Annotated in this window: 22 protein-coding genes and 1 pseudogene; 8 read left to right on the top strand and 15 right to left on the bottom strand. The window is 70.7% G+C overall.

Going from position 1 to position 25,066, the window contains the following annotated elements:
• Window positions 1–52 precede the first annotated feature (52 nt).
• Window positions 53–3,067 (bottom strand): UPF0182 family protein, encoded by a 3,015-nt coding sequence (locus tag ACIBF5_RS27785; RefSeq protein WP_396815831.1) that lies wholly within the window; start codon window positions 3,065–3,067, stop codon window positions 53–55.
• Window positions 3,068–3,165: 98 nt separating this feature from the next.
• Window positions 3,166–4,182, bottom strand: a complete 1,017-nt coding sequence (locus ACIBF5_RS27780) for a PDZ domain-containing protein (RefSeq protein ID WP_396815830.1) — start codon at window positions 4,180–4,182, stop codon at window positions 3,166–3,168.
• 181 nt (window positions 4,183–4,363) lie between these two features.
• Here ACIBF5_RS27780 and ACIBF5_RS27775 point away from each other — a divergent pair, with 181 nt between their 5' ends.
• Window positions 4,364–5,599, top strand: coding sequence for a zinc-dependent metalloprotease (locus ACIBF5_RS27775; RefSeq protein WP_396815862.1), 1,236 nt, complete (start codon window positions 4,364–4,366; stop codon window positions 5,597–5,599).
• Between the two features lie 23 nt (window positions 5,600–5,622).
• On the opposite strand, the gene ACIBF5_RS27770 is transcribed toward ACIBF5_RS27775, so the two are convergent.
• Window positions 5,623–6,216, bottom strand: coding sequence for a hypothetical protein (locus ACIBF5_RS27770; RefSeq protein ID WP_396815829.1), 594 nt, complete (start codon window positions 6,214–6,216; stop codon window positions 5,623–5,625).
• A gap of 29 nt (window positions 6,217–6,245) precedes the next feature.
• On the bottom strand, window positions 6,246–6,773 hold the full coding sequence (locus ACIBF5_RS27765; RefSeq protein ID WP_396815828.1) for a M48 family metallopeptidase: 528 nt from the start codon (window positions 6,771–6,773) through the stop codon (window positions 6,246–6,248).
• Between the two features lie 505 nt (window positions 6,774–7,278).
• Here ACIBF5_RS27765 and ACIBF5_RS27760 point away from each other — a divergent pair.
• The 3 genes from ACIBF5_RS27760 (at window position 7,279) to ACIBF5_RS27750 (ending at window position 10,231) form a co-directional block, all read left to right on the top strand.
• Window positions 7,279–7,446, top strand: coding sequence for a DUF5679 domain-containing protein (locus tag ACIBF5_RS27760; RefSeq protein ID WP_199736319.1), 168 nt, complete (start codon window positions 7,279–7,281; stop codon window positions 7,444–7,446).
• Between the two features lie 248 nt (window positions 7,447–7,694).
• Complete coding sequence (locus ACIBF5_RS27755) at window positions 7,695–8,771, top strand: ThiF family adenylyltransferase (RefSeq protein ID WP_396815827.1); 1,077 nt, start codon at window positions 7,695–7,697, stop codon at window positions 8,769–8,771.
• A gap of 77 nt (window positions 8,772–8,848) precedes the next feature.
• The gene (locus ACIBF5_RS27750; protein WP_396815826.1) at window positions 8,849–10,231 is read left to right on the top strand and encodes an ABC1 kinase family protein; all 1,383 of its coding nucleotides are present in this window, start codon (window positions 8,849–8,851) and stop codon (window positions 10,229–10,231) included.
• Window positions 10,232–10,630: 399 nt separating this feature from the next.
• On the opposite strand, the gene ACIBF5_RS27745 is transcribed toward ACIBF5_RS27750, so the two are convergent.
• The 3 genes from ACIBF5_RS27745 to ACIBF5_RS27735 form a co-directional block, all read right to left on the bottom strand.
• Complete coding sequence (locus ACIBF5_RS27745; protein ID WP_396815825.1) at window positions 10,631–10,996, bottom strand: WhiB family transcriptional regulator; 366 nt, start codon at window positions 10,994–10,996, stop codon at window positions 10,631–10,633.
• A gap of 134 nt (window positions 10,997–11,130) precedes the next feature.
• A complete protein-coding gene (locus ACIBF5_RS27740) occupies window positions 11,131–11,415 on the bottom strand; it encodes a hypothetical protein (RefSeq protein WP_396815824.1) in 285 nt (94 codons plus the stop codon).
• A 125-nt stretch (window positions 11,416–11,540) separates the two neighbouring features.
• Window positions 11,541–13,754 (bottom strand): ATP-dependent DNA helicase UvrD2, encoded by a 2,214-nt coding sequence (locus ACIBF5_RS27735; RefSeq protein ID WP_396815823.1) that lies wholly within the window; start codon window positions 13,752–13,754, stop codon window positions 11,541–11,543.
• Window positions 13,755–13,831: 77 nt separating this feature from the next.
• Between ACIBF5_RS27735 and ACIBF5_RS27730 the strand changes: the two genes are divergently transcribed.
• The gene (locus tag ACIBF5_RS27730; RefSeq protein ID WP_396815822.1) at window positions 13,832–14,083 is read left to right on the top strand and encodes a mycoredoxin; all 252 of its coding nucleotides are present in this window, start codon (window positions 13,832–13,834) and stop codon (window positions 14,081–14,083) included.
• A 129-nt stretch (window positions 14,084–14,212) separates the two neighbouring features.
• On the opposite strand, the gene ACIBF5_RS27725 is transcribed toward ACIBF5_RS27730, so the two are convergent.
• Entirely contained in the window at window positions 14,213–15,478 is a 1,266-nt protein-coding gene (locus tag ACIBF5_RS27725) for an MFS transporter (protein ID WP_396815820.1), read from the bottom strand.
• Window positions 15,479–15,512: 34 nt separating this feature from the next.
• Window positions 15,513–16,103 (bottom strand): winged helix-turn-helix domain-containing protein, encoded by a 591-nt coding sequence (locus tag ACIBF5_RS27720; protein WP_396815819.1) that lies wholly within the window; start codon window positions 16,101–16,103, stop codon window positions 15,513–15,515.
• A gap of 257 nt (window positions 16,104–16,360) precedes the next feature.
• Here ACIBF5_RS27720 and ACIBF5_RS27715 point away from each other — a divergent pair, with 257 nt between their 5' ends.
• The 3 genes from ACIBF5_RS27715 to ACIBF5_RS27705 all read left to right on the top strand — a co-directional run bounded on the left by ACIBF5_RS27715 (window position 16,361) and on the right by ACIBF5_RS27705 (window position 18,403).
• A complete protein-coding gene (locus tag ACIBF5_RS27715; protein ID WP_396815860.1) occupies window positions 16,361–17,314 on the top strand; it encodes a helix-turn-helix domain-containing protein in 954 nt (317 codons plus the stop codon).
• Between the two features lie 70 nt (window positions 17,315–17,384).
• Window positions 17,385–17,684, top strand: a complete 300-nt coding sequence (locus ACIBF5_RS27710) for a DUF397 domain-containing protein (protein WP_396815818.1) — start codon at window positions 17,385–17,387, stop codon at window positions 17,682–17,684.
• Between the two features lie 413 nt (window positions 17,685–18,097).
• Window positions 18,098–18,403, top strand: coding sequence for a hypothetical protein (locus ACIBF5_RS27705; RefSeq protein ID WP_396815817.1), 306 nt, complete (start codon window positions 18,098–18,100; stop codon window positions 18,401–18,403).
• 168 nt (window positions 18,404–18,571) lie between these two features.
• Here the strand turns inward: ACIBF5_RS27705 and nudC are convergent, their stop codons facing one another.
• From nudC to ACIBF5_RS27675, 6 genes and pseudogenes are all read right to left on the bottom strand, one after another.
• On the bottom strand, window positions 18,572–19,513 hold the full coding sequence (nudC, locus tag ACIBF5_RS27700; protein WP_396815859.1) for an NAD(+) diphosphatase: 942 nt from the start codon (window positions 19,511–19,513) through the stop codon (window positions 18,572–18,574).
• A 5-nt stretch (window positions 19,514–19,518) separates the two neighbouring features.
• A complete protein-coding gene (locus ACIBF5_RS27695; protein WP_396815816.1) occupies window positions 19,519–20,841 on the bottom strand; it encodes a M16 family metallopeptidase in 1,323 nt (440 codons plus the stop codon).
• Window positions 20,838–22,148 (bottom strand): M16 family metallopeptidase, encoded by a 1,311-nt coding sequence (locus tag ACIBF5_RS27690; protein WP_396815815.1) that lies wholly within the window; start codon window positions 22,146–22,148, stop codon window positions 20,838–20,840. Before ACIBF5_RS27690 ends, ACIBF5_RS27695 begins: the two co-directional genes overlap by 4 nt.
• 9 nt (window positions 22,149–22,157) lie before the next feature.
• Window positions 22,158–22,531, bottom strand: a pseudogene (locus ACIBF5_RS27685) (alkanesulfonate monooxygenase); the annotation flags it as partial.
• A gap of 106 nt (window positions 22,532–22,637) precedes the next feature.
• Window positions 22,638–24,041, bottom strand: coding sequence for an FAD/NAD(P)-binding protein (locus ACIBF5_RS27680; RefSeq protein ID WP_396815814.1), 1,404 nt, complete (start codon window positions 24,039–24,041; stop codon window positions 22,638–22,640).
• Window positions 24,042–24,188: 147 nt separating this feature from the next.
• A complete protein-coding gene (locus tag ACIBF5_RS27675; protein WP_396815813.1) occupies window positions 24,189–25,007 on the bottom strand; it encodes a hypothetical protein in 819 nt (272 codons plus the stop codon).
• Between the last annotated feature and the right edge of the window lie 59 nt (window positions 25,008–25,066).

Raw genomic sequence — 25,066 nt, 5'->3', positions numbered from 1 at the left:
CGAGACAACCGTTCCGGCCCGCCAAGCTTCTTTTTCTGCTATTCGCCTACGCTCAGCCGCTTGGCGTGGCGGGCGGCGCACTCGGCGTGGTCGCCGTCTGGGGCGTGGCCGCACTCGGTGTCGGTGAGGCACCGGCGATCCCAGCCGCTCGCTGGGCCGCCTGGAACTCCGTGAGCGCGGCATCCAGGGTCTTGAGCGACTTACCCCACCGCTCGACGTCACCGGACGCCTGAGCGGCCTGCACCTCGGCGATAGCCGCCTGGACCTTCTGCGCCGCCACTGCCAGCTCACCGGTGAGAGCCGGCGGTGCGCTCGGCGTGGTCGGAGGGTTGTCGCTCGGCGGTGGTGGCGGCGTACCGCCCGGTGGCGGAGTGGTGCCGGGGGCCGTCTTGCCCTGCTCGACAAGCTGTTTGATGCCGTCCTGCAGGTTGTTGGCCAGCACCACGTACTCGCCGCCGTCGCCGTACGAGAGCAGCACCCGCTGCAACAACGGGTACGCGTTCTGCTGGTTGCTCTTCACGTAGACCGGCTCGACGTAGAGCATGCCGTCGCCGAAGGGCAACGAGAGCAGGTTGCCGTACTGCACCTGGGCCTGGTTCGACGAGAGCAGGTTGAGTTCCTGCCGGATCGCCGCGTTGTTGGTCATCTTCTGGTGGACCTGCACCGGCCCGGAGACCGCCGTCTGGTCCGGCAGCTCCACCACCTGCAACTGCGGCTGCCCGTTCACGTACGACCCGGAGATCAGCGCGGCCAGGTTCTGCCGGCTCGCCGGGGTCACCGCCGAGGTGAGTTGGAACCGGGGCGACTCCTGCCCAGGAAGCTGGGTGAACAGGTAGTACGGGGGCTGCCGCTGGCCGGTGTCGGGGGCGTCCGGGACGTTCGGCACCTCCCAGAAGTCCTGCCCGGAGAAGAACTCCGACGGGTCGGTGACGTGGAACTTGGCCAGCAGGTTGCGCTGCACCTTGAACAGGTCGGCCGGGTAGCGGAAGTGTGCGGCCAGGTCGGCCGGGATCTGCGACTTCGGCACCACCAGGTCACCACCGAAGGCCTTGTTCCATGCCTTGAGCACCGGGTCGGCCTCGTCGAACTCGTAGAGCTTCACGGTGCCGTCGTACGCGTCGACCGTCGCCTTGACCGAGTTGCGGATGTAGTTGACGTTCTCTCGGGCCAGTTGGAAGGTGCCCCGACCGGTCAGCTCGTCGGCCGTCTCGGTCTGGAGATTCACCTGCTCCGCGTAGGGGTAGGTCGCCGCCGTGGTGTAGCCGTCGATGATCCACTGGATCCGACCGTCGATCAGCGCGGGATACGGGTCGCCGTCGAGGGTCAGGAAGGGGGCCACCTTCTCCACCCGGTCGCGCGGGTTACGTACGTAGAGCAGCTTGGAGTTCTCGTTCACCGCGGCGGAGAGCAGGAAGTTGCTCTCCTGCTCCTTGATCGCGTAGAGCAGCTTGCGGGTGAACGAGCCAATCTCCACCCCACCGGCACCGCTGTACGTGTAGGTCTGCCCGCCGCCGTTCTCGCTCTCCCCGCCGGTCGGCCGGTCGAACTCGACGTTGCGGTTCGAGTCGGTCTGGCCGACGATCGCGTAGTCGCTGTCGTCCATCTGCTCGCCGTAGTAGATCCGCGGCTGTTCCGCCGGGATCTGCTCGGTCGACGACGAACAGGTCTGCTGCGCCTGGTCGCCGAGGAAGCCGGAGACGAAGAACGGCTGGCCACCGCAGACCACCTGGTTCGCGGGTGCGCTGACGAGGCCGTAGCCGTGGGTGAAGACGGTGTGCCGGTTGATCCAGTTGCTCTGCTGCGTGGTCAGCTCGCCGTAGTTGATCTCACGCATGCCGACGACGTAGTCCTGCGTGGCGCCGTTGACCGTGTAGCGGTCGATGTCGAGCTTGGGACCGAAGTCGTAGAAGCCCCGCACCTGCTGCAACTGGGTGTAGGTCTCGGAGATCAACTGCGGGTCGAGCAGCCGGATGTTCGGCACCACCGAGGTGTCGGTGGCGAGCGTGGCCGGGGGTTTCAGGTTTCCGGCGCCGTACGGGGCGGTCTGCGTGGCGGCCAGCCCGAAGGAGGCCCGGGTCGCCTCGATGCTGCGCTCGATGTACTGCGATTCCTTGTCCTTGAGGCTCGGCTTGACCTCGAAGGTCTGCACCGCCCAGGGGTAGATGCCGCCGATCGCCACCGCCGAGATGCCGAGCAGGGCCAGCGAGATGCCCGGCCAGACCAGGTTGCGCATCACGGCGTTGGAGAACACGATGATCGCGATCGCGACCACCACCGAGATGTAGGCCAGGATCTCCTTCGCCGGCAGCAGCGCGTTGATGTCGGAGTAGCCGGCGCCGTAGGTGTTGACGCTCTCGTTGAACTCCAGCAGCATCGCCCGCCGGTCCAGCACGTACGCAACCGCCTTGAGCAGCACGAAGACCGCTACCAGGGTGGTCAGGTGGGCCCGCGCGGCGTTGGTCATCCGATCCCCGACGCCCTGGAGCCGCACCCCGCCGAAGATGTAGTGCACGGCGAGCGCACCGATCACCGAGAGAACCACGGCGGTGAAGCCGACCCCGAGCAGGTAGCGCCAGAACGGGAACTGGAAGACGTAGAAGCCGATGTCGATACCGAACTCGGGGTCCTTGACGCCGAAGCTGCCGCCGTTGCGGAACAACAGCCACTGGCTCCAGCGGCTCTGCGCGCTGAGGCCGGCGAAGAGGCCGACGATCACCGCGAGCGCGCTGATCCAGGCACCGATCCTCGGTGCCAGCACCATCCGGTAGCGCTCCAGCGTCGCCTGTTCGGCCGAGTGCGGGCGCAGCACCGGGCGCAGCCGGTAGGCGAGCCAGAGATTGCCGCCGACCACTGCGGCCATGGCGAACCCGACCGCGGCGAACAACAGGATCCGGGTCACCAGGACGTCGGTGAAGACCTGAGTGAACTTCACCTCGTCGAACCAGAGCCAGTCGGTCCACGCCTGGACCCCCCAGCCCAGCAGGGTGAACAGCAGGAACACCCCGACCAGCACACCGACCGTGACTCGGCCACGGCGACTCATTCTCGGTAGGGGACTGCTACGCATGACCACTGTTGGCTCCGCTCCACGGTGATCGGCTCCGACCAGGCACCCAGAGTACGGGGTCCACCTGAGCGGGATGAGCCCAAGGTGAACACGTTAGGTCAACAGCGTGGCGGTTGACCTCCGGTGCGTAGCAGATTCAACGCGTTGAGTGCGTCCTTGAGCGTGGCCACCCGGTACAGCGGCAGACCTGGCTGGGGATTGCGGACCGCCTCGGCGCAGTTGTCCGCCGGCACCAGGAACGAGACCGCGCCGGCCTGCTTCGCCCCGACCAGCTTCTGCGGGATGCCGCCGATCGGCCCGACGTTGCCCTCGTCGTCGATGGTCCCGGTGCCGGCGATGATCTTCCCGCCGGTCAGGTCCTCGGGGGTGAGCTTGTCGATGATGCCCAGGGTGAACATGAGCCCTGCGCTGGGGCCGCCGATGTCGTTGAGGTCGATCTTCAGCTCGAACGGGTGCGGCTGCCGCTGCTCGATCTCCACCCCGATCCGCGGCGGCTGACCGCTGGCGGCGGTGGTGGTGACGGTGGTGGTCGAGGCGACGCCGCCGCGTTGGAAGCCGATGGTGAGCGCGGTGCCGGCCGGCTGGGCCCGGACCAGCTCGGTGAGCTTCGTGGCGGTGGTGACCGGCTGCCCGTTCACCGTCGTGATCACGTCATCGGGCTTGAGCCGGTCCACCGACGGCCCGCCCGGGGTGACAACCTTGACCGTGACCTGCACCGGGAAGCCCAGTTCGGTCAGGGCAGCGGTCTCGGCGCTGGTCTGCGACGCGGTGAAGTCCTCGGCGTTGCGCTCGTCGACCTGCTGCTGCGTCTGCCCCGGCGGGTAGATCAGCTCGCGCGGCACCACCGCCTCGGAGTCCGAGAGCCAGCCGGAGATCGCCGACAGCAGCCGCACGTCGGGCTGCACGCCAACCGTGGTCAGCCGTAGCTGCCCCGCCGAACTGGAGGTCTCCCGGCCGGTCACCTTGATCACCTCCTTGCCGTCCTCGGAGCCCAACGTGTTGACCGTCGGGCCGGGTCCGAGCACCACGTACGGGATCGGTGTCCCGACCACGCCAAGGCTGAGCAGGGCGGTGAGCAGTGCACCGAGCAGGACTGTGACCCCGCGACGTCTCATGCGGCAGAGCGTACCGAGCCCCCATGGGGGTCCCGCTGGTCGAACCCCTAGTTCTCCCTGAGCACAATTCGTGGACCGGCATTCTGCCCCTTCGCGCGCGTACCGTGGACGGGTGCCTGATATTCCGTTCGGCTTCGCGCTCCCCGGTGGCCAGCCACCTGACCCCAACGACCCGCAGCAGATGCAGCAGTTCATGGCTCAGCTGCAGCAACTGCTCGCCGCCCCGGGCAGCGGCCCGGTCAACTGGGACCTGGCCCGCCAGGTGGCGGCCAGCCAGCTCAGCTCGACCGGAGACCCGGCGGTCACCCCGTTCGAGCGACACGCCGTGGAAGAGGCGCTGCGCCTCGCCGACCTGTGGCTGGAGCCCAGCTCCGCGCTTCCGTCGGGCATCCAGACCTCGGTGGCGTGGAACCGCAACGAGTGGATCTACCGGACCCTCGACGTCTGGCGCAAACTCTGCGACCCGGTCGCCGGCCGGATGGTCGGGGCCATGGGTGACCTGGTGCCACCGGAGGCCCGCGCCCAGCTCGGCCCGATGCAGTCGATGGTCGCCACCCTCGGCGGGGCCCTGTTCGGCGGACAGCTCGGCCAGGCGCTCGGCTCGCTCGCCGCCGAGGTGCTCTCGGCCGGGGACATCGGGCTGCCGCTCGGACCGGCTGGCACGGCCGCGCTGGTCCCGGCGAACATCCGGGAGTACGGCGCCGGCCTGGAGTTGCCGGAGGACGAGGTTCGGCTCTACGTGGCGCTACGCGAAGCGGCTCACCAGCGGCTCTTCGGGCACGTGCCGTGGCTGCGCGGACACGTCCTCACCGCCGTCGAGACGTACGCCGCGGGCATCACGGTCAACCGTGAGGCGATCGAGGAGGCGATGGGGCGGGTCGACCCGACCAATCCCGAGTCGGTGCAGGCGCTGGCCCTGGAGGGCATCTTCACCCCCGAGGACACACCGTCGCAGAAGGCGTCGCTGGCCCGGCTGGAGACAGCGTTGGCCCTGGTCGAGGGGTGGGTCTGTCACGTCGTCGACAGTGCCGCCGCAGAGCGGCTGCCGAACGTGGTGAGGCTCGGCGAGGCGTTCCGCCGCCGCCGGGCGGCGGGCGGACCGGCCGAGCAGACCTTCGCCGCTCTGGTGGGGCTGGAGTTGCGGCCCCGACGGCTGCGGGAGGCCGCGGCGCTCTGGGCCGCGCTGACCGAGTACCGGGGAATCGCCGGGCGGGACGCCGTCTGGGGGCACCCGGACCTGCTTCCCTCCGGCGAGGAGTTCGCCGACCCGGAGGGCTTCGCCCGCGCTCAGCTCGACCTCAACGAACTGGACACGTTCGACTTCACCCAGCCGGGCGGCCCGGAGGGCGGTGACCGCATCAGCGGTGACCAGACCGACGAGGGCCCGGAGCACCCCGGGGAGAAGAACCCTTCCTGAGTCCGGCGGTTCCTCTCCGCTGGTCAGCCGGCGGAGAGGAGCGCCCGGGTGGTTTCCCAGCCCTCGACCGCCACGTCCAGGGTGGCCAGGTCGGCCGGGCCGCGCAGCCGGCGCCAGCCCGGGGCGACCGCCACCTCGGTCGGGTCCGGTGCGGTGGCCCGAAGCGCGTCGGCATCCGCCGTGTCCAGGTCGACCTCGGTGAGCCAGTCCGGCGCGGGCAGCCGCGCCGCCACCCCGAGCAGTCCGGGGCCGGCCGGGGCGACCGCGACCCTCCGGCTGCTCAGTGGGCGGAGCAACTTGCCCAGGATCAGGCCGGGCAGGTCGGGCGCGTCGGCGACGATCACCGCCGCCTGGTCGTAGCCGTCGGCTGCCGCCGCGGCGAACGCCGCGCCCACGGTCCGTGCCGGCAGGTCGTAGATGGGCATTCCCGGCCAGGCCACCGCGTCGGCCAGCGGCCGTTCGGCGGCGGTGGCGGCGATCGCCGGTTCGACCTCACTGAGCGTGGCGATCAGGTCGACCACGTCCTCGGCCAGGGCGGTTTGCCAGCGGATCGGGTCGGTGCCGGGGGGCGCCCAGTGCACCGGCCCCAACAGTGTCACCACCAGACGTCGGGCCATCCGACGAATCTAGTCCGCCGCCGACCGCCTCAGTCGGTCAGGTTGACCCCTGCGGCGGCCACCCCTTCCAGATAGCCCCGGGCTCGCTCGGTCTTGGGATAGCGCCCGACCAGGGCCCAGAACCGCGCGTTGTGGCTCGGTACGACGAGGTGCGCCAGTTCGTGCAGGAGCACGTAGTCGATCACCCATTCGGGCATCTCCTGGATCCGGTGCGAAATCCGGATGGTGCGGTCGGCGGGCGTGCACGAGCCCCAGCGGCCGTTCTGGTTGGTGACCCACCGGACGCTTGCCGGGACGGCCGCCCGACCGTGCTCGGCGAGGTAACGGTCGATCAGCCGTTGGGCCCGCAGCAGCAGGTCGTCGTCGGACCGGCCGGTGCGTTCCTCCCGGGCGGCCAGCCGGGCGAGCATCCGGTCGACCCACTCGCTCTCCTCGGCGCGGGAGAACTGGTCCGGGATGAGCACCACGACCCGCTCGCCGTCGCGGTAGGCGGACACCGTCCGGCGCCGGCGCACACTGCGCCGTACCTCGACGACCGGCTTGCGCGCCCCAGCCATTACCGGTCCGCGACAGCCCGGGTTTCATTCACGAAGGAAAACTAATGCGTAGTGACCAGGGGACCGCAAGAGTCAACCCATCGACACGCGCCGGGAAAATCCCGGTTAGCGGCCTACCGTCCGAAAAAATTATTTGACCGGCCTCGTCGGCGGGGGCGGCACGGCCCCTCGGAGGCGTACGAACGCCCGCCGACGCGCGGCTGGCTCCACGGTAAACGATCTACCTCGGCTCCGTTGCGCGGCACCCCCGAATGCCGTTCTGAAGGCGTTCATCCGGCGTGTCCCTGCGAAACTGACTTATCCGACCTATTCCGGCATGCACACTCTCGTCGTCGGCTTACTCACAGTGCCGACGCATTGCTGACTGGAACCTCCCGCACCTGGGTAGGGTCCGCGGACCGGCGGTCACACAGTGGTGATCGCGGAGAAATCCCAGCGCCGGGGCCTTCGAGGCCCGCCGCCGGGCAGACGTCGGGTGAGCGACCCGACGGAAGAGGAGGACACCGTGGCCGACAAGGCCCAGACCTACAACGGGTACTGCGTCAAGTGCAAGGAAAAGCGCGACTTCGAAGGCAACGTCGAGGTGTCCAAGACGGGCATGAACATGGCCAAGGGCAAATGCCCCGTCTGCGGCACGACGGTCAACCGGATCCTCGGCAAGGCCAAGGTCTGACCGCTGCGCGCTATCACTTCGCGGGGAAGGGGTGGCCCATCGGCCGCCCCTTCCCGCCCTGTCGCCACGTAGCGGCCCGCACACCTCTGTCGTGGTACGGACACCCGCTGTGATGTCCCGAGAACGACACTAGTTACCCGCCAGTTGTGGATAACCCGCAAAGTTCTGTGGATAGTGCACGGCATGGCCGCCACTGCCTGTGGATAACGATCGACCGATCGTTGGGCAACGATGACAGCGTGTCACCTATGACACGAAGCGCACTTCCCCGCCCCACCCTGCTCCCCGGCCTGGCCCGCCTCTGGCGAGACCCGCACACCCTGCAACTCGGCCTCGACCCCAGTCGCGCCGTACTGCTGGAGATGGCCGATCCCGGCGCCGCCCGCCTACTCGACCTGCTCGACGGCAGCCGGAGTGAACGCATGATCCTGGACCACGCGGAAGGGCTACGGATCGCACGGGAAGACGCCCGTACGCTGATCGACACCCTGCGCAGCGCGGGCCTGGTCGTCGGTGCCCACACCCTGCTCCCCGCGGACCTGCCCGAACCGGACCGGCAGCGGCTCGCCAGCGAAGCCACGGCGATCGCCCTACGCGGCCCCGAGGCGACCGCCACCCCCGCCCAGCTCCTCCGGCGCCGCCGGGCGGCCCGGGTCGTCGTCACCGGCCAGGGCCGGCTCGGCGGGCCCGTCGCGGTCGCCCTCGCCCAGGCCGGCGTCGGTCATGTCCAGCCGGACCTGGCCGGCCGGGTGGACATGACCGACGTGGTCGGAGGCGGGGCGGTCAACGCCGACCTGCACCGTCCCCGGGCCGAGGCGGTCGCCGACGCCATCACCCGCGCCGCCCCGGGCACCGAGACCAGGGCGGTACGCCGCAGCGGCGCCAGCCTGGTGGTCCAGGTCGGCACCGACCGGCCAGCCGGCCTGCTCGCCGCCGGGTACGCCCAGCGCCGGCAGGCACACCTGCTGCTCAGCCTGCACGACGGCGTACCCGTGGTCGGGCCGCTGGTGCCCGCCAGCGGCTCTCCCTGCCTCAACTGCCGCGACCTGCACCGCCGTGACCGGGACCCGGGGTGGCCGGCACTCGCCGCGCAACTCGCCGCGGAACCCGCGCTCCAGCCCTGCACCACCCCGACGCTGATCGCCGCGGTCGGATACGCGACCGGCGAAGTGCTCGGATTTCTCGACGGCGGCTCGCCCGAAACCGTCGGAGCGGCGGTCGAGATTCGGACACCGGGGCGATTCCGCCGCCGGACCTGGCCCCCACACCCCTCCTGTGGCTGCACGTCTCGGCGGCGTGGACGGCGTTCGACCGCCACGGAATAACGGACACCGGGGTCGCCGTGGCCCGGGCCACCCTGCGACGGCGGCCGTGACCACCGAAAGTCGGTAACAATGATCTGGTGACCGACATCCCACGCCGGGCCGTCTCCCGGACCGCCAAGCTAGCCGCCCTGCCGCTCGGCTTCGCCGGTCGGACCGTGCTCGGCGTCGGCAAGCGCGTCACCGGGCTCGCCTCGGAGGTGATCTCGGCCGAGATCCAGCAACGTACGGCCGAACAGTTGTTCAGCGTGCTCGGGCAGCTCAAGGGCGGCGCGATGAAGTTCGGCCAGGCGCTCTCGGTGTTCGAGGCGGCGCTGCCGGAGGAGATCGCCGCGCCGTACCGGCAGGCCCTGACCAAGCTCCAGGAGTCGGCGCCGCCGCTGCCGACCGCGAGCGTGCACAAGGTGCTGAGCGAACAGCTCGGACCGGACTGGCAGTCGTACTTCCTGGAATTCAATGACAAACCGGCTGCGGCGGCGAGTATCGGGCAGGTCCACCGGGCGATCTGGAACGGCCCCCCGGTCGTCCCGGCCGGCACCCGCCGCCGGGGCGCGAAGACCACCGCCCGCACCGCCGCTACCGGCCGCCCGGTAGCGGTCAAGGTGCAGTACCCCGGAGCCGGCGACGCCCTCCTCGCCGACCTCAAGCAGCTCTCCCGGCTCGGCACCATGTTCCGAGCCATCCAGCCCGGACTCGACATCAAACCGCTCCTGGCCGAACTCCGCGACCGGATCAGCGAGGAACTCGACTACGAACTCGAAGCGGAATCGCAGCGGGCCTTCGCTGCCGCGTACGCGGGCGACCCGGAGATCTTCGTACCCGAGGTCGTGGCGGCGAGTCCGCGGGTACTGGTCACCGACTGGGTCGAGGGCACCCCGCTGTCCCAGATCATCGCCAGCGGCAGCGAGGAGGAGCGCAACCAGGCCGGCCGGCACCTCGCCACCCTGCACTTCTCCGCCCCCGGCCGGGCCGGGCTGCTCCACGCCGACCCGCATCCGGGCAACTTCCGGCTACTGCCGGACGGCCGACTCGGGGTGATCGACTTCGGTGCGGTGGCCCGGCTGCCCGGCGGCCACCCCGAACCGGTCGGGCGACTGGTCCGGCTGGCGCTCGCCGGCGAGGCCGAGGCCGTGGTGGACGGCCTGCGGGGCGAGGGGTTCATCAAACCGAACGAGGTGATCGACGCGGAGGCAGTCCTCGACTTCATCATGCCGGTGCTGGAGCCGCTCTCCGTGGAGGAGTTCCGCTTCACCCGCGCCTGGCTACGAGTCGAGGCCGGCCGACTCACCAACCCGAGGTCACCCGCGTACCAGCTCAGCCGGCAGCTCAACCTGCCGCCGTCGTACCTGCTGATCCACCGGGTCACGCTCGGCTCGATCGGAATCCTCTCCCAACTGGAGGCGAAGGCTCCGTACCGGGCGATCGTGGAACGGTGGCTACCCGGGTTCGCCCCGCCCGCCTGAACCCGACGGCCGGGACAGCCGGTCACACATGACAAGAGCGGATCCGGGTGCGCCAGTGGCACCCGGATCCGCTCTTGTTCGTCAGGCTGGTCGGGAACCGACCAGCGGGATGGTGTACAGCGGTTGCGCCCGATGCTCGGGCGCAACCGCTTCAACGATTAGAAGGAGCCCAGATCGCGGGCGGCCCGACGGCGGGCCTCGATCGCGATGACACGGGCGGATCGGGTTGCCTCAGTGCGCGTGGTGTGACGACCGGCCTGAGGCCGTCGCATTCGGACCCGGGACAACGCTTCGTGGATCAGATACATCTCTTCAACTCCCACAGGATTTCTGCTCACGGTGTTCGGATAGACGTTCGGTACCGGCAGGGTGCCGGCGTACACCTCGATCGGGTTCATGTCAGGCCGCCAACCGGACAGCACCACGCGACTCGGACAGCCCATCGGCCGCCAACCGCGCCTCGGCCTCGACCCGCAACATCACGTCCCGTGCGACGTCCTCCTTACGCGGACGGCCCCGGGGCCGCTTGCGCGGAACGACCGCGCCACGCTCGAAGATCTCGCCGCCCCAGACGCCCCACGGCTCCGCCCGATCCACCGCACCAGCCAGGCACTCGACGCGCAGCGGGCAGTCCCCGCAGAGCGACTTGGCGAGCTCCAGCTCGGTGGGCGAGTCGGCGAACCACAGGTCGGGGTCGAACTTCCGGCAGGGCAGATTCGCCTCCAGCTCGACACTCAGGTCAAGCGGGGCCAACGCCAGACTCATCGCCCGGTCACCTCTCTCTCGCGCTTCGATCTCGTGGATCGCTGTTCCTACGTACTTGTGGCGATACAAAAACTGAGGCCGCGGATCCCGGTAAGCGGGTTCCGCGGCCTCGAGGTGAGCCGGTGGTCTGTAGATCAGACCGGCCTTCCTCGAGGTGGAACACCGCGAACATCCATCCGCTTCTTGCTCAGGTGGATGCCTTCGCCCGTGAAGCCACTGGTGCCATTGATTCCGGCGGACACGGCAGCCTGGACCAGCTCGGCCTGGACCAGGGCGGCCTGCACCAGCTCGGCTTGAACCGGAGCCTGGTACGCCTGTGGAATCAACGGAGTGCAGACGGAGAGCAGAGTCCTGTCCGTCCACACCGGCGCGAGCACAGTCGGCTGCACCGACGGTCGCTCGTTCAGGTAGATCTCCATTGGTCTCGCCTCCTGTCTCACACTCGTTACCAACATGTCGTCACCCCACTTGAGCAGGGCGAAAGCCCCAGCTCGCGAGGTGTGCCTTGAGGCTATTCCTCATCCGGGGGCGAGGGCAAACGGTTTTACGGCTCGATTACCGAAGTTTTTTCCGGGGCCAACTCGTCCACCGTCGCGCCACCGACGAGTGCGAGCACCGCCTCGCCGTACAGGCCCAGCTTGCGGGGACCGATGCCGGCTATCGCCAACAGCCCGTCCGGCGCCACCGGACGCCGCTCGGCCAGCGCGGTCAGGGTCGCATCGGTGAACACCACGTACGCGGGGACCTTCTGGGCGCTGGCGACCCGGGCACGCCAGTCGTACAGCCGCCGGTACAGCTCGTCGTCGAGATCCGACGGACAGTCCGCGCACCGCCCCAGCTTGCGGTCCACCCCGGCGAGCAGGGTCGCCCCGCAGATCCGGCAGGAGACGACCCGATGACGTCGAGAGTCGGGTTTCCGACCCTCGGCGGTGGTGGGCGTGTCCCGCACCCCGCCGGAACGGTCGAACTGCGGCAGGAAGCGGCACGGTCGGCGGGGCCGTCCGCCGGGCGAGCGGGCCGAGCCGTACGACAACCAGAGCCATTCCCTGGCCCGGGTCACTCCGACGTAGAGCAGCCGCCGCTCCTCCTCGACCTGCTCGGCCGTCTTCGCGTACGTGGTGGGCAGGGTGCCGTCGGCGAGCCCGACCAGGAACACCGCGTCCCACTCCAGACCCTTCGCCGAGTGCAGGGAGGCCAGGGTGACCCCGTCCACGGTCGGTACGTGCTGCTGGGTCGCCCGCCGCTGCAACTCCTCGCCGAACTCGGCGAGCGACACCGCGCGCTCCACCCAGCCGACCGGGTCGCCCGCCACCGTACGACCGGCAGCCTCACCGCTCGCCACGGTGGCATCCCCCAGGGGGAGGAGCTTGGGGGTGCTCGCGTACTCCTCGGCGAGCTGGACCAGCGCGGCGAGCGCCTCCCAGCGTTCCCTGGCCGCACCTCCCGGCGGGGGTTGCTCGCGGGCCCAGCCGACCGCCGCCAGCGCGTCCACCACGGCCTGGACCAGCGGCGTCCCGGCCGGCGTCGAGCGCACGGCGGAGCGCAACGCGATCATCGCCTGGCGCACCTCGGTCCGCTCGAAGAACCGCTCGGCGCCCTGTACGAGGTACGGCACCTCCGCCTCGGCCAGCGCCTTCTCGTACGCCTCCGACTGGGCGTTGGTACGGAACAGCACGGCGATCTCCCGTGCCGGCGTGCCGGAGGCGACGAGTTGCCGGCAGCGGGCCGCGACCGCCGCCGCCTCGGCCGGCTCGTCGGGAAAGATCCGCAGGTCCGGTTCGGCGCCCGGTGGCCGCTGCCCGACCAGTTCCAGCCGTAGCTGCGCCTCGGTACCCCGGGCCTGCCGGATCACCGCGTTGGCCAGCCCCACCACCTGCGGGGTGGAGCGGTAGTCCCGGACCAACCGGACCACCACCGCATCCCGGCGGCGACGGGGGAAGTCGACCAGGTATCCCGAGGTCGCCCCGGTGAAGGAGTAGATGGTCTGGCTGGCGTCGCCGACCACGGTCAGGTCGTCCCGCCCGCCGAGCCAGGCGTCGAGCAGCCGCTGCTGCAGCGGGTTGACGTCCTGGTACTCGTCCACGACGAAGTGCCGGTACTGGGCGCGTACCTGCTCGGCGACGTCCGGGTGCTCCTCGATGCCCCAGACCGCCGCCCGGAGCATGTCCTCGAAGTCGATCACCCCGTTGGCGCGTTTGATCTGCTCGTACGCGGCGAACACCTCGGCCACCCGGGCGGGCTCGTGCGGGGTCTCCCGCAGCGCCTTGGCCGCGGCCACCACGTACTCCGCCGGCTCGACCAGCGACGACTTGGCCCACTCGATCTCGCCCGCGAGGTCCCGGGCGGCGGCCCGGTCGGTCCGCAACCCGGATCGGGCGGCGGCCAGGGTCACCAGGCGCACCTTGCTGTCGAGCAGTTCCGGCATCGGCCGCCCCTCCAGCAGCCGGGGCGCGAAGTAGCGGACCTGGCGCAACGCCGCCGCGTGGAACGTACGGGCCTGGACGCCACCCACGCCGAGCGCGGTGAGCCGGGCCCGCATCTCGGCTGCGGCCCGCGCGGTGAAGGTGACCGCGAGCACATGCCGGGCGGCGATCTCGCCGGAGAGCGCCCGGTACGCGATCCGGTGCGTGATCGCCCTGGTCTTTCCGGTGCCGGCGCCGGCCAGGATGCAGACCGGGCCGGCGACCGCCGTCACCGCGGCGCGCTGCTCGGGATCGAGTCCGGCCAGCACCCGTTCCGCGCTTGAGTCAACCGCCACAGCTAGGAATCATCGCAGCCGGCTCCGGCGTTACAGCGGTTAGCCTGTCGATCGACGAACATCTGGAGGACCTGATCATGCTGACCATGTACTCGACGTCCTGGTGCGGATACTGCCACCGGCTCAAGTCACAGTTTGATCGGGAGGGGATCGCCTACCAGGTCGTCGACATCGAGCAGGACCCGGCGGCGGAGCAGTACGTGATGAGCGTGAACAGCGGCAACGCCGTCGTGCCCACGGTCCTCTTCCCCGACGGCACCGCCCTCACCAACCCGTCGATCACCCAGGTCAAGGCCCGTCTGGCTGCCGCCTCCGCCCCCACCAGCTGAGCCACCCCGCCCGGCCGTCCCGCCCGCTGTTGTCGATCATGACGTTGGCGCTCCGCCCCCCGGCGTGTCACGCCGCCAACTTCATGATCGACCAGGGGTGCGGCCGGCGGGCAGGATCAGGCGGTGGGCTCAGGCGGTGGGCTCAGGGGTGGGGGTCGCGGTGGGGATCCGGACCTCCGGGAGCGCGTCGTCGAGCGGCGCGGGCCGGGGCGCCAACGGTGGGGAAAGGCGACGTCCCAACCACAGGTAGCGGGCCACGGCGAGCATGGCCGCTGCCATCAGCGCGAAGAGCAGGCGGTAGTCGACCGCGCCGACCAGCACCGCGCCGAGCCCGATGGAGAGCGACTGCGGACCGCTGACCACCGCCTCGGAGGCCGCCGCGACCCGGCCGACCAGCAACACCGGGGTACGCCGCTGGGTCAGCGTGTTGAGCGAGACGATCACGATCGGCAGCGCGAAGCCGGCCATCACCATCGCGACGAACCCGAGCCAGAGATTCGGGTGGACCAGGGCGAGCACCGCCGGCGCGAAGATCCCCACCCCGGTGGCCAGGGCCCCGACCTCGCCCAGGCGCCCCACGATCGTGGCGGACGACAGGCCGCCGAGCAGACCGCCGACCCCCTGCACGGTCAACAGCACGCCGACGAAGGCGGGCGGGTGGCCGAGCCCCCGGTCGACGTACGCGAAGATCAGTGACTCGCTGAACCCGAGCACCAGCATGGTCAACGAGGTGCCGACCACTCCCCGACGCAGTGCCGGGTCACCGAGCATGTGCCGTCCGCCGGCGCCGATCTCGGCGAGCCAGCGCGGTTGGGCGGGCGAGGGGGCAGACTCCCGTACCCGCATTCGACTGACCGCGGCGGCTGCGGCCAGGAAGCCCAGCGCGCCGAGCGTGGCCAGCGCCCAGCCGCCGAACCCGGCGTAGAGCGCCGCGCCGGCCAGCGGACCGACCAGACGCAGCCCCTGCTTGACGGTTTGCAGGGTGGCGTTCGCCTCGGCCAGCAGGTCGCCCGGGACAATCTCCTTGATCAATCCGATCAGGGTGGCGCTGAGCGCGATGTAGGAGAGCCCGTAGAGGGCGCCGACCCCGTAGATGATCCACACGTCACCCCGATCCTGGACGGCGTAGAGCGGGGTGAGCAGGAACGCGGTGCAGAGGTTGACGCCGATGAAGAAGGGCCGCCGAGGGTACCGGTCCACCATCCAGCCGACCAGTGGCGCCAGCGCCATGGGCGCCACGATCGCGAAGACGGTGGCTCCGGCCATCCCGTCGGAACCGGTCAGGTCCTTGACCCAGATGGCCAGCGCGAGGAGCAGGATCGACTCGGCGACCATGCTGGCGACGAGCCCTCCGAAGAGGAGTCGGAAGTCGGGGCGGCGGAGGATGGCACGCATGACGAGGGGGTCCCTTCGTGCACGGGGAACGGCGCTAGCCGTCGTCGGCGGTGGCCGGCTCGGATGGCCGAGCCGGCACGCCCCAGGCAATGAAGCGGACCGGTCGCGAATCGAGGGGTCGAGCTTCGGGGTCGATCGGGTCGGGTAGCCGGCGGGTCAGCACCTCGTTGATGGCCGCCCCGATCTCGGCGAGTTGCGCGGCCGTACACCAGCCGACCGCCTGGGTGAGGAAGCCCGCGCCGCGCCACTGTGGGGATTCCTCGTGCCGGTTGCCCAGCCACTCGCGCAACGCCTGGTATTCGACGTCGAGGAGAACCTGGTGGGCGGCCTGCCCCACCCGGGTCGAATCCGCACCACCGAGGCCCCAGCGGTGCCGGTCCAGCACGATCCGCCAGGGTCGTTGACGCCCGGTGCCTCCGCCGGCTTCTTCGACGAAGCCGTATCGGGCCAGTTGGCGCAGGTGCCAGGAACAGTTCGCCGTGCTCTCGCCGACCTGCTCGGCGACCTCCGTGGCGGTGGCCGAGCCACAGAACGCCACCGCGTCGAGGATGCGCAGCCGCAGCGGGTGGGCCATGGCACGCAGCATCCGTGGGTCCCGAATGTCCCCGACGGCCGGTTGCGGCATGGGCGGAAGCGTAGCTTTCAAAAGCTTTCTTTGGAAAGAGATCCTTTCTAGGACACGCCGCGCACGGTTCGTCGGCGGAGCGCGACGACCGGCATACTGACCGTGGGGGGCAGTCTGAACCGGTCATCGCCTGGCAACCGCCGGGCTCGACACGGTGCCCGGCAACCGCCGGGCACGACACGATCGAGAGCGAGGACCCGTTGCCTCCAGCTCAACCCAACCCGGCCCAACCAAAAGGTACGCCGCCGAGCCCGCACCTGCGCCGACGCCGACTCGGCCTGGAGCTACGCCGCCTACGCGAGACCGCCCGACTCACCGGTGACCAGGTCATCGAACAGATCGGCTGGGCGTCCGCGTCGAAACTCTCCCGACTGGAGAACGGCCGCAGTCGACCCGACCCGCGCGACGTACGCGACCTGCTGGAGCTCTACGGGGTCACCGGACCGTTGCGCGACGAACTCGAAGCGATCACCCGCGAGGCGGGCGACGTACGGAGCTGGCTGCGCTCGTACCGGGCGATGACCCCACGTCAGCGCAGCTTCGCCGAGTTGGAGGCCGGCTGCGCGGACATCCGTGAGTACAGTCCCTTCGTCGTTCCCGGACTACTCCAGACCAGGGAGTACGCCCGTACCCGGATCGTCTCCTTCCGCCCGCTGGGCAGCCACACCGCCGACGCCGGGTCGGACGTGGACGATCCGGAGACCGAGGTCGAGGCCAGGATGTCCCGGCAGTCGCTCCTTGTCCGAGACGTGGCCCCACCGCGCTACTCCGCGGTGTTGGAGGAGTCCGCGCTGAGTCGTCGGGCCGGACCGCCGGAGGTCGTACGGGCGCAGCTCAACCAGCTCTGCAAGCTCGCGACCCTGCCGAATGTGACCTTGCAGGTGCTGACCAGGGACGCCCGGGTGGCCAACTGGTACATGCCGCACACCGGCTTCTCGCTCTACCGGTTCGCCGATCCGCAGGATCCGGAAACGCTGGCGATCGAGGGACACTCCACCAACCAGGTGCTCAACGACCGCGACGAACTGGACCGCTATACGGTGGTCTTCGAGTGGCTGCAGGCGGCGGCGATGACCCCGGAGGACACGCTGTCGTGGCTGGCCGAGATGGCCGGGCGGGGGTACGGCGAACCGGGGCGACCGACGCCGTCCCGGGGGCCGGTGACACCCCCGACCCAGCGACGGCGAACCGAACGCCTGACCGGACAGTGACTCCCCGCGGCCGGGCGCCGTTGGAGGGACGGCCACCCGTCACGATGCACCAGTCAGGTAGGAGCTGACCATGGAGACAGCCCGGACGTCCCCGGCGCCCGATCCGCTGGGCGAGCATCTCGCCCGCGCCGCCTGGCGGACCAGTTCACGTAGCCAGACCTCGAACTGCGTCGAGGTTGCCCCGCTCGGTGACGACCGGGCGCCGGTGGCGCTGCGCGACAGCAAGGATCGGGGTGGACCGGTCCTGGTCTTCGCCCGTACCCGGTGGCTGGACTTCATCGCCGGGGCCAAGGACGGCGAGTTCGATCTGATTTTCGCCAGGAACGAATTCGGCCTGGTTCTCGCCGAGGGCGAGTACGACCTGAACTGAGCGGTACCTCCCCAGCGGGTCCCGGATCAACGAGGGCGGGCGGCCGGCACCGACACCACGCGGGCCGGCCGCCCGGATCTCGTCCGGGGCGGCGCTCCGGTGTCCCGAGGTCCGGTCAACCCTGCGTGGTTCCACAACGGAGCCGGTAGCAGCGCTGCGTCACCTTGCGGCACAACGGATTGCCGTTTCCTCGGCCGACGACATGACCTTCGCCCACCGGTGATCCACTGTGACACCGGCACTGAGCAGCCATCACCCATTTGGCTGACCCGCGAAACCAATCAGCGCGTATCACTTGCCGGCGGCGCTCCGGTGCGTAACATGGCGTGTGGGGTCACGTGGAAGTTCCACCAATCGACTCCGTTCAGTGATTGCACGAACATCATCCGTCACGGTTCATCCCGGAGACGCCCATGCGGTTTCTGATCGTTCGCACCGACATCCGTACCGCAGCCGACGACGACCTGGCCGCGATCTGGGCCGACGGAGGCCGCCTCCGCGACGAACAGACCGCCCCCGAGCATCGCCGCCAGATCGTCCGCGCGGACGACCTGGACGCCGCACTGGTGCTGGCCCGCGCCCTCTCCACCGTCGGGGCCGTACGGTCCGGACGCCAGCGGGTGAAGGTTCTGCCACTGCACGACACCCAGTGCCGACCGCCGGCCGAGTGGCAGGAGCAGCCGGCCGGCACCACCGCACCACCACGCACCACCCGATGAACGACCGTCGTGCGCCGGCCCGGCTCCCCCGCCGTGCACCACGCCACAGCCGGCGGCGACGGCAATGATCTTGGCCCGTGACCGCCGCGGCAACGACGGTCACGGGCCAAGATTCGTCAACCGAGACAACCGACCCGGAGCGGGCCCTAGGGCTCGCCTCCAGCCGGCTCAGGACTCGTCGAGCCAGCGGTGCACCAGGTAGAGCGCGATACTCGACGGCGGAGGCAGCCCCACCCGGTTCCCCTCGTCCGCGTCGACCGGCGTCCCCGCCAGCACATCGGCGATCTCCCGACGGGTGAACCAGCGGGCATGGGCGATCTCCTCCGGATCGACCCGCACCGGCTGCGCCGGATCGGCATGTGCCAAGAACCCCAGCATCAACGAGCCAGGGAACGGCCACGCCTGACTGCCCGCGTACTCCACGTGGTCGAGACCGATCCCGACCTCCTCCGACACCTCCCGGTGCACCGCCGCCTCAGCCGACTCCCCCGGCTCGACGTAACCGGCCAGACAGGAGAAACGGCGGACCCCGTCGTGCGGACGCCAGGCGGCGTTGTTCCCGAGCAGGCACCGCCCGTCCAGACCAGGCTTGCCGTCGTGCACCAGCACGATCATCGCCGGATCGGTACGCGGCCAGATATGACCGCCGCTCTCGTCGACCCGGGTCCAACCCGCGTCGGTCACCGTGGTCGGCAGTCCGGTGGTCGAGGAGTACGCGTGCCGCGCGTGCCAGTTGCCCAACGCCACGGCAGTGGTGAAAAGCCCGGCGTCGGAGTCGGTGAGCAGATGCCCCACCTCACGCAGCGAGACGGCCCGGGTCTCCGGTATGACCGGCAACGGCCCGTCGACCGCGAAGACCGGGGTGCCGTCCGGCTCCACCCCGAGAAAGAGCCGCGCGGTGGCCCCCTCCGGCACCTCCGCCGCCGCCAACAGCAGCAGCGTGGGCCGGCCCGGTCCGGCACCGGCCAGGGCCCGACCGCCTTCGGCGATGTCCACCACCAGCACCCGGGCCTGTTCCCACGCCCGCGCCAGCCACTCCGGATCGTTGCGCCGGTGTGCCGCCCGGTCCAGGGTGGTACGGGCCAACGGCGGACCGGCGGGGTCGACCAGACCGGTCACGACGACTCGACCGGGGACTCGACCGGGGTCAGCGCGCTGAGCGGCCCGGCGATCCGGGCGGCGTCACCGAGCACCACGGTGACCGCCCGGGACGGCGCCAGGTACTTCGCCGCGGCGGCGGCCACCTCGTCCCGGGTCGCCCGGGCCAGTCGGGCCGAGTGCTCGGCGAGGAAGTCCAACCGCAACCCGAATCCGGCGTACGCACTCGCCAGCGCCGCCAGCCCGGCCTGCGTCGACATGCCCAGTTGCAGGGTGCCGAGAGCGTACTGCCGGGCCTGCTCCAGCTCGTCCTCCTTCGGCGGCAACGACGCCAGCCGACCCAACTCGTACACCGTCTCCAGCAGCGCCGGACCGGTCACCTCGGTGGCCACGTCCGCGGCGACGACCAACGCCGACCCGGCCAGCGCGTGTTCGATCACCGAATGCGGCCCGTACGTGTAGCCCTTGTCCTCCCGGATGTTCTCCACCCAACGGGACGAGAAGTAACCGCCGAAGATCAGGTTCGCCAGGTGCAGCGGAGCGTGGTCCGGGTGGGTACGCGGCACCGCCGGCAGCGCCATCCGCAGCGACGACTGCACCGAGTCGGGGCGGTCGACCAGCACCAGCGGACCGGGCGCCAACGCCGGCGCGGGTGGCAACTCGGCCGGCCTCCCCGCACCCTTCCACTGGCCGAGTGTCGCCTCGGCCGCGTCCAGCGCCCGCTCCGGCCGTACGTCACCGACGATGACCAGCACCGCCCCGTTCGGATGCACCCGGTCGGCGTGCAGCGTACGGAGCTGACCCGGCCGGACCGCCCGTACCTGCTCCGGCTCCGGCGTCTGCACCGCGTACGGGTGCTTGCCGTACATCCGGCGCAGCAGTGCCTCGCGGGCCAGGTGCGACGGCTGGCTCTTCGCCACCTGGATGTGCTCGATCATCCGGTCCCGCTCGTTGGTGACCTCACCGGCCGGATAGGCCGCGTCGACGACCACCTCGGAGAGCAGTTCCAGGATCCGGTCCAGCCCGCTGACCAGCCCGTTACCGGAGATCATCAGCCGGTCCGGGTCCGCACCGGCGGCCAACCCGCCGCCCACCTTCTGCAACTCGGCGGCGATGTCCAGGTTGGACATGGTGCTGGTGCCGGAGAGCAGGGTCTGCGACAGCAGTACGCCCCGAGCCAGCGGCGCCCGACCGAACGGCACCCAGAGGCGCAACTCGACCAGGGGCACGGAGGGCCGGCGGATGGCGATCACGGTCAGCCCGTTGGAGAGCGTCCGCTCGGCCCCGGTCGGCACCTTGAGCTTGCGGTTCGGCCCCAGCGCGGGCAGGGATAGCGTCACTTCGTTCCTCCGGGGATGACCTCGACGGCCGCCCGGCGTTCCGGACGCAGGCTGGCGGCGGCGGCCCGTACCTGTTCCTCGGTGACCTCGCCGATCAGCCGGGGCAGGTCGTTGAGGAGGTCGGGGGCGCCGCGCTGCTGTTCCAGCACGGCCATCTGCAGTGCCCGGCCGAGCACCGCGTCGGTGCCACGCAACAGGTGGGTGGCCATCCGGGCCTGGGTCCGGGCCAGTTCACCGTCGACCAGCCCGTCGGTGGCCACCCGGGCGGCCTCCTCGTCGATCGTCCGGAGCACCTTGTCCACGTCGCCACCCGGAGGCAGGTGCGCCTCGACCAGCAGTGCCGTGGGGTCCCGTACGCCGAACGGCTCGCCCATCAGGCCGAGGTAGCCGCCGATGCTGGTAACCGTCCGGTCCCGCAGTGCCAGCCGCTCGACCAGCCGGGAGGCATCACCGTCGGTGAGCACCTCCGCCAGCACCACGTACGGCAGGTAACCGGCCAGGTCGGCGATCGGGTCCGGCACCCGCCAGGCGGTGGCGACCGCGGGCAGGGGCGCCAGCCGGTCGGTGTACGCCTGCCGCCGCTCGGCGGTGAGGTCGGGCTCGGCGAAGCTCGGCCGCACCGGCGCGGGCCGTGCCGGCACCGAGCCGAAGTGCCGTTCGACCAGCTCCTGGGTCTGCGCCACGTCCAGGTCGCCGCTGACCGCGAGGACGGCGTTGCCGCAGGCGTAGTAGCGGTCGAAGAAGTCGGCTGCCTCCTCGACGGTGGCGCTCTCCAGGTCGTCGAAGGAACCGTAGCCGTCGTGCGCGTTCGGGAAGGTGTCGAACATGATCGGCGGCAGCCGCAGCCAGGGGAAACCGCCGTACGGGCGGTTGAGGACGTTGACCCGGATCTCCTCCTTGACCACGTCGACCTGGTTTCGCAGGTTCTCCTCGGTCAGCCGGGGACCGCGCATCCGGTCGGCCTCCAGGAAGAGCGCGCGTTCGAGGGCGTTGCTCGGCAACGTCTCGAAGTAGTCGGTGTAGTCCAGGTGGGTGGAGCCGTTGAAGGTTCCGCCAGCGCCCTGCACGTACCTGAAGTGGGCGAGCTTCTCCAGATTCGCCGACCCCTGGAACATCAGGTGCTCGAAGAGGTGGGCGAAGCCCGTCCGGCCCTCCGGTTCGGAGCGGATGCCCACGTCGTAGACGACCGCCACGCCCACCACCGGCGCGCTGCGGTCCGGGGTCAGCACCACCCGTAGGCCGTTGTCGAGGGTGAACCGCTCGACCGGGTACTTCGTTGCTGGAATCTTTGATCTCCGTGCCGCCACGACCCGACCCTAGCGCGTCCCCACACCCGCGCGCCGTGACGTTGCCCCGACCGCCGACCCCGGATCCTCCCGGAGCGCGTCGGCCGACGCCGCCGCGCCGAGGCGGGTGAGTGGCAACACCTCCCAACCGACCCGGTACGCCTCCTCCCGGTGCGGCCAGGCGGAGAGTACGAACTCGTCCACGCCGAGCGCTACTCGTCGAGCCGGGCGGCGACCTCCGCGTAGTTGCCGACCAACGCGGTGCCGGCTCCCTCCCGGACCAGACCGACACCGGCCCAGAGGTTCGGCGCGATGGTGAGACCGGTGGTCGTCCCCGCGTTGAGCGCCGCCATCCTCGCCTGACCGACCGAGTCCATCCGGGCGAAGCGTGCGCGCTCGTCGGCTCGGCGGTGGCGCCGATCCCCTACCCGACAATTCCTACTCGTCAAGTCGGGATCTTGTCCAGCCCCGTCCGGGCCGGGACCGCCGCGTGGCCCGTATCGATCGGGCTCAGACCGCGACGGCGAGTGGGCTCGGCGCATCCTCCCGGGTGGCGAACCGGGTCGCGAGCGCCCGCGCCTGGTTACGGATCTCCGGCACGGCGGTGGTCTCCCAGAACCGTCCCCGCCGGGGCGGGCCCACGGTCCAGAGCACGCCGTCGACCGACCCGTCCCGCCCGTACAGCGCGCCGCTGCCGTCCACGTCCAGGCCGAGGCCGTACGGCCCGGGTCGGACGAGTCCGTCCGCGAGCAGTCGCCGCACCAGGGGGTCCGCCGACGCCGGCAACCGCCCCGGGCCGGTGCAGTTGACCAGAGCGCCGAACGCGGTGACCTCTTCACCGGTCCCCGCCAAGGTGCCGACCCGAGCCGGACCAGCGTGGTCCAGGCGTACCTCCAGTCCGCCCGCCGGCCCCGGCGTGACCGCCCCGACCGTCGCGGCCCGTACGGTCAGCAGACCGCTCGCCCGCAGCCGGTCGAGTTCGTCGGCGATCTCCGGCGCCATCCGATGCCGGTGCACCTCCCAGTGCCGGGCCAGGTGCCGCAGGAACCGTTCCCGGTCCGCCGGGGAGAGGCTCTCCCAGAGACCGTCCAGCCGGGGCCGCAACCCGTCGACCACGGCCCGCCAGTCAGCACCTTCCCGGACCAGTTCGCGGAGCTGCCGGACGAGCTGACGCAACGACGGCGCCGACTCGGGCAGCCCGCTCTGCGCTGGCACCGGCAGACCCGGTCGACGTTGGGAGTTCGGCAGCAGACCGTGACGCGATACCGCGACCATCGGGGCACGCTGACCGGCCTCGGCCAGGCTGAGCGCCACGTCGACGGCGGTGAGACCGGTACCGAGGAGCAGCACCGGCCGGTCGGTCGGGACCGCGTCGAGCGCACCCGGCGCCCAGGGGTCGCGGACGTATCCAGAGCGGCCGTCGTCCCCCACCGACCAGCGGGCAACCGGGTCCCCGGAGCCGGGTGCGCCGATGGCGAGCACCACCCGGTCGGCCGCCGAGCGGGCCCCCGACTCGAACTCGACGTCGACCCCGCCAGTGGTGGCGACGATTCGGCTGACCCGGTCGCGGCGGATCCGCAACCGCCCGGCCCCGTACCGGTACGCGGTGTCGAGCGTCTGCCGGAGGTAGTCGCCGTACCAACTCCGGGGCATGAAGTCGCCGGCGCCGGCGGTAGGCCGCCGCAAACGGCAGAAGTCGACGAAGTCCCCCGGCGCATCCGGGTCGGCGCTCATCGTGCCGGCCGGCGAGTTGAGCAGGTGCCACGGCCGGGCCGCCGGACCGTACGCGATGCCTGTGCCGGGACCCGGCGAGGGATCGACCAGCACCACCGAATCGGAGGTACCGCGCAGCAGTTCCCGGCTGACCAGCGTCCCACTACAGCCGCCGCCGACCACCAGCACCGTCCGGCTCATCCCGCCGCCCCTCGACCTTGATCCGGAAAATCCTATGCCGAAAGTAGGAGATGAGCGCCCCTCACCGCTAGCTCTGGTGAGAAAGTCGGCTAGCTCTGGTGAGAAAGTCGGCGCGACCGGTGGATGCCGGGCCGGACCCGGATGGGGTCAGACCGGGCGAACCGAGGCGAGGGCGTCCTCGACGATCCAGTCCCACTGACGATGCGTGCCGGGCACGGAGACGTAGAGGATCGCGGCGGTCGCCCGCCCGACGTCGACACAGGCGACCGCAGCCAACTCGTCGGTCGCCCGGAGTCCGGGCCGGCTGAAGTGCAACCGGAACACGGTCACCCAGGCTGGTCGACCACCGAGCATGGTCCGCTCGTCGCGAAACAGCTCCATCCGGCTCGGCTGCGGGTAGTACTCGGCCCGTACGTCCGCCGCGACCCGTCGGCCCACACATTCGAGGTCGAAGGTGAGTGCGTCGTTCTCGGCCGCCGGAACAGCGGCGGAGAGGATCGAGGCGTGGTAGTCGCTGAACCCGTCGTACGCCGGCTCGGTGACGAAGTGCTGGCCCATCCGGTACGGCACCTCCAGGGCGCCGGCGTTCCACACCGTCTCCCACGGCTGCCACGGCGCGGGGTACTCGGTGTACGAAATGCCCGCCTCCTCGTCGACCGTACGCCGCTCGACAGCAGGTGCCGAGGTGGGCGCGGACCCGACCGGCGGCGACGGGAGTTCCGGTGGGTCGAGCGGCACGGACGGCTCCGGGACCGGTCCGGACACGGCGGGCAGCGGACACATCCGGGCCAGTGGCGGCCGGAGGTCGGCCGGCGCGGAGAAGTCCTCACCGAACGGACGCGGGTTCCCGGCGAGGGTGATCGCCAGGACCACCACCAGACCGATGACCAACACCCCGCCGGCCGCTCCAGCGAACCACCACAGTCGCAGCCTCTCCCGCACCGAGCGCCCGACCGGGGCCGACACCGGATCGACGGTAGGCACCGCGAACTGATCGCCGAGTCGGGTAACCGGACCCGCCGTCC

It is taken from the genome of Micromonospora sp. NPDC050417 (genome assembly GCF_044458865.1).
GTDB lineage: Bacteria > Actinomycetota > Actinomycetes > Mycobacteriales > Micromonosporaceae > Micromonospora_G.
The sequence above is the reverse complement of the archived record's forward strand: the minus strand, read 5'-3'. Positions and strand labels throughout refer to the sequence as shown.

What these genes read in the sequence shown, in the direction of transcription:
- ACIBF5_RS27785 (WP_396815831.1), bottom strand. Translation starts at nt 3,067, where the DNA reads ATGCGTAGCAGTCCCCTACCGAGAATGAGTCGCCGTGGCCGAGTCACG.
- ACIBF5_RS27745 (WP_396815825.1), bottom strand. Translation starts at nt 10,996, where the DNA reads ATGAGTCTGGCGTTGGCCCCGCTTGACCTGAGTGTCGAGCTGGAGGCG.
- ACIBF5_RS27730 (WP_396815822.1), top strand. Translation starts at nt 13,832, where the DNA reads ATGCTGACCATGTACTCGACGTCCTGGTGCGGATACTGCCACCGGCTC.
- ACIBF5_RS27680 (WP_396815814.1), bottom strand. Translation starts at nt 24,041, where the DNA reads ATGAGCCGGACGGTGCTGGTGGTCGGCGGCGGCTGTAGTGGGACGCTG.
- ACIBF5_RS27780 (WP_396815830.1), bottom strand. Translation starts at nt 4,182, where the DNA reads ATGAGACGTCGCGGGGTCACAGTCCTGCTCGGTGCACTGCTCACCGCC.
- ACIBF5_RS27755 (WP_396815827.1), top strand. Translation starts at nt 7,695, where the DNA reads ATGACACGAAGCGCACTTCCCCGCCCCACCCTGCTCCCCGGCCTGGCC.
- ACIBF5_RS27770 (WP_396815829.1), bottom strand. Translation starts at nt 6,216, where the DNA reads ATGGCCCGACGTCTGGTGGTGACACTGTTGGGGCCGGTGCACTGGGCG.
- ACIBF5_RS27710 (WP_396815818.1), top strand. Translation starts at nt 17,385, where the DNA reads ATGGAGACAGCCCGGACGTCCCCGGCGCCCGATCCGCTGGGCGAGCAT.
- ACIBF5_RS27725 (WP_396815820.1), bottom strand. Translation starts at nt 15,478, where the DNA reads ATGCGTGCCATCCTCCGCCGCCCCGACTTCCGACTCCTCTTCGGAGGG.
- ACIBF5_RS27705 (WP_396815817.1), top strand. Translation starts at nt 18,098, where the DNA reads ATGCGGTTTCTGATCGTTCGCACCGACATCCGTACCGCAGCCGACGAC.
- ACIBF5_RS27740 (WP_396815824.1), bottom strand. Translation starts at nt 11,415, where the DNA reads ATGGAGATCTACCTGAACGAGCGACCGTCGGTGCAGCCGACTGTGCTC.
- ACIBF5_RS27765 (WP_396815828.1), bottom strand. Translation starts at nt 6,773, where the DNA reads ATGGCTGGGGCGCGCAAGCCGGTCGTCGAGGTACGGCGCAGTGTGCGC.
- ACIBF5_RS27720 (WP_396815819.1), bottom strand. Translation starts at nt 16,103, where the DNA reads ATGCCGCAACCGGCCGTCGGGGACATTCGGGACCCACGGATGCTGCGT.
- ACIBF5_RS27775 (WP_396815862.1), top strand. Translation starts at nt 4,364, where the DNA reads ATGCAGCAGTTCATGGCTCAGCTGCAGCAACTGCTCGCCGCCCCGGGC.